Annotated in this window: 1 protein-coding gene; it reads right to left on the reverse strand. The window is 64.3% G+C overall.

The annotated features are described in order from the left end of the window. Positions 1–73: 73 nt before the first annotated feature. Positions 74–695 (reverse strand): lyase family protein (locus tag RM530_RS18410; protein WP_311366726.1); only part of this gene is annotated, 622 nt, incomplete at its 5' end.

The following is a 695-nucleotide window of genomic DNA, read 5'->3' on the forward strand; positions in this document are numbered from 1 at the left end:
AGAAGCAGACAGACCTGATCCGCTGCGTGTATGGCGAATCCGGCTTGGGAGCCAAGCGTAAGGCCCCCGGCGCTCAGCCGATTCCACCCTCCGTCAGCTTCCCCGGATCGAGCAGTTCCCGCAGCTGCGTCTCGTCGAGGTCGGTCATTTCCAGAGCCACGTCGATGACCGGCCGGCCCTCCTTGTAGGCGCGTTTGGCAATCGCGGCGCCCTTGTCGTAGCCGATCACCGCGTTGGCCGCGGTGATCAGCACCGGGTTGCGCGAGAGCACGTCTTCGATGCCCTGCTTGCGCACCGTGAAGCCCTTGATCGCGCGGTCGGCCAGCAGGCGCGTGACGTTGCCCAACCATTCGATCGATTGCAGCAGATTGAGTGCGACCACCGGTTGCATTACGTTGAGCTGGAAGTTGCCGGCCTGGGCCGCCACGGTGATCGTAGCGTCGTGACCAATCACCTGGGCCGCCACCTGACACACCGACTCCGGAATCACCGGATTGACCTTGCCGGGCATGATCGAGGAGCCCGGCTGCAGCGCCGGCAGTTCGATCTCGCCGAGCCCGGCCAGCGGACCGGAGTTCATCCAGCGCAGGTCGTTGGCGATCTTCATCAGGGACACTGCCACCACCTTGGTCTGGCCGGACATCTCGACGGCAGCGTCCAGACTCGACAGCGATTCGAAATAATTGGGGCTCGCG

This window comes from Banduia mediterranea (assembly GCF_031846245.1).
Classification (GTDB): Bacteria; Pseudomonadota; Gammaproteobacteria; order Nevskiales; family Nevskiaceae; genus Banduia; species Banduia mediterranea.